The sequence below is a fragment of the Catenibacterium sp. genome (assembly GCF_052354645.1).
In the GTDB taxonomy this organism is placed as follows: Bacteria; Bacillota_I; Bacilli_A; order Erysipelotrichales; family Coprobacillaceae; genus Catenibacterium; species Catenibacterium mitsuoka_A.
In genome coordinates, this window is sequence record NZ_DAWDDM010000108.1 from 1 (window position 1) to 6416 (window position 6416).

Sequence of the window (6416 nt, forward strand, 5' to 3'; positions counted from 1 at the left end):
TCTCCTTTATGAAAAAAGTAACTTTATGGTAATTTTTAATTAATATATGATCTATACATTTTAGAATGATTGAGTTTATGTAAAACATAGATTGTCTTAATAAGACTCAATACTTCAGTAACTAATAATACAATACCTTCAGCCATAGTTAAACCAATAGCCATATCAACAGGATGTACAATAATAAATACGCCTAATGCAACACAAAGTACAGCACATAAGAAGATCCAGAACCAGTTAAATTCAATAATCTGCTGTAACTGGAATGAAAGCTGTAAGTTTAATAAGCCTTTGATCACAATCCATAAGCCAATGATCATTGTGAGTGCACTAATGAATGCATCTGCATTGAATGCAACAAAAACGCCTGCTAGTAATGCGAGAATACCTTCTAATAAATCATTAGAAAAGATACGCATATCATGAGTTAACGCAAAGTAAGTCACAAGATGAATGAGACCATCCACAAATAATGCACCTGAAATCACATAAACCACAATATCCAACATTGTCTTTGGGAAAACAATCAACAATACTGAAGCAACAATCATAATCACTGATGTGATGATAGATGCTTTACTATACTTCTTAATATATTCTTTAATCATAGTTCCACCTCGTATCTGTTATTGTAGCACAAAATATATGTTTTGTAAGTTACCGAGGTCAAAAATATATCCTTCATCTCCATAGAAAAAAGATTCATCAAACTTCTTAAAACCAATCTTCTTTAAGAGATGTCTTGATTTTTCATTCTGTTTATAGATATAGGCAATACATTTGAAGAAACCATGTTCTTCATGCATATAGCTTAAGAGTCCGAGTACCGCTTCAGTGCCAAAGCCATTATTCCAGAAAACATCGTCCAACGTATAACCAATAGAGAATGTATGAGGTGCCATGATCTCTACATGTAAATCACCAATAAGATGCTGGCTTCCTTTGATTGTAACACCAAACTGCATAGACCCTTTTTTATGCTCTATTACAGTATCTTTACACTTCTTGATGAGTTTCACCGCATCTCTTTTTGTATATCTATTCCAGGATTGATACTGAGACACAGTCTTTTTACTGCGATATTCTACAAGACGATCAATATCATTTTCATCAAGTGTTCTAATTGTAAGACGTTCAGTTTCAAATATTTTCATAGTTATGATAAATGAACAACATTCTATCCTTTCCATTGATATCCTTGATGACTTCAAATGTATCATCTGGAAAATAGAGAGGAACAAGATGTTTCATTCTTTCTCCTTGATTATATCCAATTTCAAATGCAAGAATCGCTTTCTCCTTTAATATTGAAGGAGCTTGTTTAAATATATTTTCATAACATGCATAACCATGATCATCCGCAAATAATGCAAGATGTGGTTCATGATCCACTACTCGAGGATCTAATACTTCATCATAATCAATATAAGGAGGATTAGAAACAAGAATATCTACGTGAATATCTCGATCTATAAGAGGCTGTAATAAGTCTCCTTCTAAGAATGTGACAGAAGCTTCATGTTTCTTCGCATTATGAGATGCTGTTTTAAGAGCTTCTTTAGAGATATCTACTGCATATAGATCTGCCTTAGATTCACAAGCTAATGTGACTGCAATAGCACCTGAGCCTGTACCTATATCTGCCACAACCATTCCTGGTTTTATATAAGATAAAACCTTTTCTACAAGTTCTTCCGTTTCATAACGAGGAATTAAAACACTTGGATTGACATCAAACTCTCTACCATAAAAATATTCTTTTCCAATAATATACTGATAAGGTTCGCCCTTTAAATATCTATCCAAATAATCCTTATATTGCATAAGAAGAGCCTCTTCAACAGGCTCTTCCCTCTTCAACAATAGTTGATAATAAGCATCTCCTGTGAGATCTTCATAGAGTCTTTCAGGGATATTTGTATGTGGATCATCAATTAAATCATGTGCATGTTTAAGTAATTCACCTAATAGCACTTATTCTTCTTCTCCTAGAAGTTTTAGTCTCTGGTCTTCATTAATTAATGCATCGATAATTGGTTCTAGTTTACCCTCCATAATACGGTCTAACTGCTGAATAGTTAAACCAATACGATGGTCAGTGACACGGTTCTGAGGATAGTTGTATGTTCTAATCTTTTCAGCACGATCACCTGAACCAATCTTATTACGACGTTCGTTTCCTAGTTTTTCTTCTTCTTCTCTTAATTTAGCTTCATAAACTCTTGTACGTAATGACTGCATAGCCTTCGCACGGTTATCATGCTGTGAACGACCATCCTGGCTTGTTGCTACAATTCCTGTTGGAATATGTGTAATACGTACGGCAGAGTCAGTCTTATTGATATGCTGTCCTCCAGCACCAGATGAACGGTAAGTATCAATTCTTAAATCCTTTGGATCAATATCGATATCTACTTCTTCTGCTTCTGGCATAACTAATACTGTGGCAGTTGATGTATGAACACGTCCCTGTGTTTCAGTCTTAGGCACACGCTGTACACGATGTGAACCAGATTCAAACTTCATCTTAGAATATACACCATTCCCCTTGATAATAAATGATATAAGTGAATATCCTCCTGCTTCAGAAGGCTGAGCATCTTCAATTTCAATCTTCCATCCCTGTGATTCAGCATACTTAGAATACATTCTAAATAAGTCACCTGCGAAGATATTACCTTCATCTCCTCCGGCTGCACCACGGATTTCCATTACTACGTTCTTTTCATCATTTGGATCCTTAGGAATTAATTCAATCTGGATATCATGTTCCATGATTGGCTGTTTCTTTTCTAATTCTTCTAATTCCATCTTAGCCATTTCTTTGATTTCAGGATCATTTTCATTTAATAATTCTTTGGCTTCTTCGATACCATCTAATAAAGCCTTGTATTCTTTATATAAGTTATAAGCCTTTTCTAAAGAAGCCTGTTCTTTAGAAGCCTGTGTCATCTTCTGAATATCATTCGCGATAGATGGATCCATAAGGATCTGTGTTAATTCTTCATATCTTTTTTCTACTGTCTGTAGTCTTTCTAATAGTGTATTCATCTTCTATCCTTTCTTTTAATAATGTTGATTTCATCATATAAATTGGTTAATTCTTCCAAATCGTACCCATTATAATATATTCAATTATTTTTCGCAATTAATTGAAGACGCTTTCTATTTCTTATATACTTGAATATGTAAATTGGAGGTTTGTAAATATGATTAAAGCAGTTATTTTTGATATGGATGGTTTGATGATTGATTCTGAAAGAGTCACTTTTGAATGTTATCAAGAAATCATAAAACCAATGAATCTAACAATGGATGAAGCATTCTATAAAACTTTATTAGGGAAACCTATCAAAGGAATCTATGAAAGATTTTACGATACTTATGGCAAGGACTTTCCTATTGAAAGTGTCATTAAAGATGTACATGCTTTAATGGCTAAACGTTTTGAAACAGAAGGTGTACCAGTTAAGAAAGGTTTATTAGTGCTTCTTAATTATTTAAAAGAAAATGGTTATAAGACTATTGTCGCTACTTCTTCTAATCGTGATCGTGTCGATACTATTCTTGCACAGGCTCATATTACACAATATTTTGATGATTCTATCTGTGGTGATGAAGTAACTCATGGTAAACCACATCCAGAAGTCTTCTTAAAGTCATGTGAAAAACTTGGTGTAAAGACTGATGAAGCATTTGTATTAGAAGATAGTGAAGCAGGTATTCAGGCAGCTTCTTCAGCTGGTATTAAAGTGATCTGTATTCCTGATATGAAGTATCCTACAGAAGAATATGCAAATAAGACATATAAAATATTAGATTCTCTTGATGAAGTCATTAATGAATTAAATTAAAGAGCCGGTATGTTGACCGACTCTTTTTAATGGGATTAAGGGAAAATTTTTTATGGCTTTTCTTTTCTACAATTGTATAATACAGTGAGTATGTGAAATCTATGTGAACTTTTAGGAGGTTTTAAATGTATAATCAATATCGTGAAGGATGGATAGAAGTCATCTGTGGATGTATGTTTGCGGGGAAGACAGAAGAATTAATTCGTCGTATTAATGTATTGTCTTATGCGAGAAAAAATATTCTTGTGTTTAAGCCAAAGATTGATGATCGTTATTCTACAACTGAAATTGCCTCACATGCAGGAAGTAAAGTACCTTGTATTGTCATCAGTGAAGCAAAGGAAATACTTAATCATGTGAATTATGATACAGATGTTGTAGCGATTGATGAAGTACAATTTTTTGATGAGGATGTTGTTGATATCTGTGAGTATCTTGCAGATAGTGGATTACGTGTAATGGTTGCTGGTTTAGATAAAGATTTCCGTGGTGAACCATTTGGTGTCTTACCTGATTTATTAACACGTGCTGAGTTCGTGACTAAGCTAACTGCAGTATGTGCAAAATGTGGTGCACCCGCCACAAGAACACAGCGTATTATTAATGGTAAACCTGCTTCTTTTAATGATCCTATTGTCTTAGTAGGTGCTAAGGAAGCCTATGAACCACGTTGTCGTCATTGTCATGAAATAGTAGAAAAACCTATTAAATTTGAGAATCAGAAAAAAATACAATTCAGACCAAGAAAATAAGCAGTGGCACATGTGCTACTGCTTTTAAATTCTAAGTCCTTCACCACTATTCTGGTTTTCTGGACCTGTATAGTAATCTGAGAAACGTGAGTATTGTTTTTCAAATACAAGGCTGATATCGGCTGTTGCACCATTTCTGTGCTTAGCCACAACAATTTCTGTTAAGCCATTTGTTTCTGCTTCTTTTTCTTTATTCTGATAATCTTCACGATGAAGGAAAGCGACGATATCGGCATCCTGTTCGATAGCCCCAGATTCTCTTAAGTCGGACAACATTGGTTTTCCTTTACGCTGTTCAACCTGACGAGAAAGCTGTGATAAGGCAATAACGGGACACTTTAATTCTCTTGCTAGTGCTTTTAACTGTCTAGAGATATCAGATACTTCCTGCTGTCTTGATTCTCTTGATGAAGATGGACCAGAAATCAACTGAAGGTAATCGATAATAACCATCTTTAATCCCTGTTCTCTTTGTAGTCTTCTACATTTAGCTGCAATTTCACCAATCTTTACTGCTGGTGTATCATCAATATATAAATTACAACGTGTGACACGATCTGCTGCTGCATAATATTTATTTGCATTCTCTTTTAAAATCGCGCCTGTTTTTAATTTATCGTTATCAATAGATCCTGCACAGCATATTAATCTGGTGACAAGCTGCTCAGCAGGCATTTCTAGAGAGAATATTGCGACAGCTTCTTCACTATTAAGTGATGAGTTAAAGCCAATATTCAAGGCAAAAGCTGTTTTACCTACAGAAGGTCTAGCCGCAAGAATAACTAAATCACCTGGCTGGAAGCCTGAAGTTAATTTATCTAATTCTTTATAGCCTGTCTTTACCCCAGAGACAACTCCACCATTTTTCTGAAGGAGATTCATTCTGGCTGTGACATTCTGTACAACACTTTCAATTGTCTTGAATTCACCGGCATTTCTATCTCTAGTGACTTCTAAGACATCTTTTTCTACTGTATCAATAAAATCATTAATATCAGTAATTTCACCATAAGCATCTTGTACGATGTTTGTAGCTTCTTTAATAAGTCTTCTAAGTAATGACTTCTCATTTAATATCTGAAGATAATGTGTTGTATGAGCGACTGTTGGTACTGAATTCGCAAGTACCAATAAGTAGTCTACTCCACCTACTTTTTCTAATATCTTCTGGTTAATTAAATAATCAGTCACTGTAGTGGCATCAATTGGTTTATTACCGTCATGAAGGAACTTCATGCCTGTAAAGATCAGTCGATGCGCATCAAGATAGAAATCCTGAGGTGTTGCCATGTTGATGACATCATTACATGCATTCTTATCAATCAACATCGCCCCTAATAAAGCACGTTCTGCCTCTAAGTCATGAGGGAGTTCTCTTGTATCCATAAGTATTCACCTTATTTTTCAGATAAATGAACATTGATAGTCGCAATAACACCTTTATAAAGTTCAATCTTCAACTTAGTAGTTCCTAAAGCACCTACTGGATATGCATTGATGAACTTTCTCTTATCAATCTTAATACCATGTTCTTCTAATAATTTCTTTGCGATATGTTTTGTAGAAACATGATCAAAGCTCTTACCATCCTTACCAGTCTTTACCTTGAATTCTACTACAATAGTTTCAAGCTTCTTTGCAAGTTCCTGAGCTTCTTCTTTCTTCTTTAAGTCTTCCTGTTTCTTTTCTTCTTCCTGCTGGGCAACAATCTTCTTACCTGTTTCTGTTGCCATTAAAGCTTTACCATTCTTAATTAAGAAGTTCTGTCCATAACCGTCAGATACATTAACGCTTTCCCCCTGCTTACGAA

Annotated in this window: 8 protein-coding genes; 2 read left to right on the forward strand and 6 right to left on the reverse strand. The window is 34.6% G+C overall.

All coding sequences use genetic code 11. The features are described 5' to 3' along the window. Positions 1–35: 35 nt before the first annotated feature. From ACT8VG_RS06110 to prfA, 4 genes are read right to left on the reverse strand one after another with little or no spacing between them, the layout of a single operon-like run. Entirely contained in the window at positions 36–608 is a 573-nt protein-coding gene (locus ACT8VG_RS06110) for an HdeD family acid-resistance protein (RefSeq protein ID WP_444195416.1), read from the reverse strand. Positions 609–626: 18 nt separating this feature from the next. Next, positions 627–1154 carry a GNAT family N-acetyltransferase gene (locus ACT8VG_RS06115; protein WP_444195417.1) on the reverse strand — a complete coding sequence of 176 codons (528 nt, stop codon included), beginning with the start codon at positions 1152–1154 and terminating at the stop codon, positions 627–629. After that, positions 1141–1974, reverse strand: a complete 834-nt coding sequence (gene prmC / locus ACT8VG_RS06120) for a peptide chain release factor N(5)-glutamine methyltransferase (protein ID WP_288209433.1) — start codon at positions 1972–1974, stop codon at positions 1141–1143. Before prmC ends, ACT8VG_RS06115 begins: the two co-directional genes overlap by 14 nt. After that, positions 1975–3051 (reverse strand): peptide chain release factor 1, encoded by a 1077-nt coding sequence (prfA, locus tag ACT8VG_RS06125; RefSeq protein ID WP_006504848.1) that lies wholly within the window; start codon positions 3049–3051, stop codon positions 1975–1977. A 158-nt stretch (positions 3052–3209) separates the two neighbouring features. Between prfA and ACT8VG_RS06130 the strand changes: the two genes are divergently transcribed. Together ACT8VG_RS06130 and ACT8VG_RS06135 are read left to right on the forward strand one after the other, a co-directional pair. After that, a complete protein-coding gene (locus ACT8VG_RS06130; protein ID WP_444195418.1) occupies positions 3210–3854 on the forward strand; it encodes an HAD family hydrolase in 645 nt (214 codons plus the stop codon). 125 nt (positions 3855–3979) lie between these two features. Further along, positions 3980–4606: a thymidine kinase gene (locus tag ACT8VG_RS06135; protein ID WP_022425745.1), complete on the forward strand. Its 627-nt coding sequence runs from the start codon at positions 3980–3982 to the stop codon at positions 4604–4606. 24 nt (positions 4607–4630) lie between these two features. Here ACT8VG_RS06135 and dnaB read toward each other — a convergent pair whose 3' ends face one another. Both dnaB and rplI read right to left on the reverse strand, forming a co-directional pair. Continuing rightward, positions 4631–5992, reverse strand: coding sequence for a replicative DNA helicase (dnaB, locus tag ACT8VG_RS06140; RefSeq protein ID WP_117460310.1), 1362 nt, complete (start codon positions 5990–5992; stop codon positions 4631–4633). An 11-nt stretch (positions 5993–6003) separates the two neighbouring features. Next, positions 6004–6416: 50S ribosomal protein L9 (gene rplI, locus ACT8VG_RS06145; RefSeq protein WP_444195419.1), on the reverse strand; the 413-nt coding region annotated here is incomplete at its 5' end.

What these genes read in the sequence shown, in the direction of transcription:
- ACT8VG_RS06135 (WP_022425745.1), top strand. Translation starts at nt 3,980, where the DNA reads ATGTATAATCAATATCGTGAAGGATGGATAGAAGTCATCTGTGGATGT.
- ACT8VG_RS06110 (WP_444195416.1), bottom strand. Translation starts at nt 608, where the DNA reads ATGATTAAAGAATATATTAAGAAGTATAGTAAAGCATCTATCATCACA.
- prfA (WP_006504848.1), bottom strand. Translation starts at nt 3,051, where the DNA reads ATGAATACACTATTAGAAAGACTACAGACAGTAGAAAAAAGATATGAA.
- ACT8VG_RS06130 (WP_444195418.1), top strand. Translation starts at nt 3,210, where the DNA reads ATGATTAAAGCAGTTATTTTTGATATGGATGGTTTGATGATTGATTCT.
- ACT8VG_RS06115 (WP_444195417.1), bottom strand. Translation starts at nt 1,154, where the DNA reads ATGAAAATATTTGAAACTGAACGTCTTACAATTAGAACACTTGATGAA.
- dnaB (WP_117460310.1), bottom strand. Translation starts at nt 5,992, where the DNA reads ATGGATACAAGAGAACTCCCTCATGACTTAGAGGCAGAACGTGCTTTA.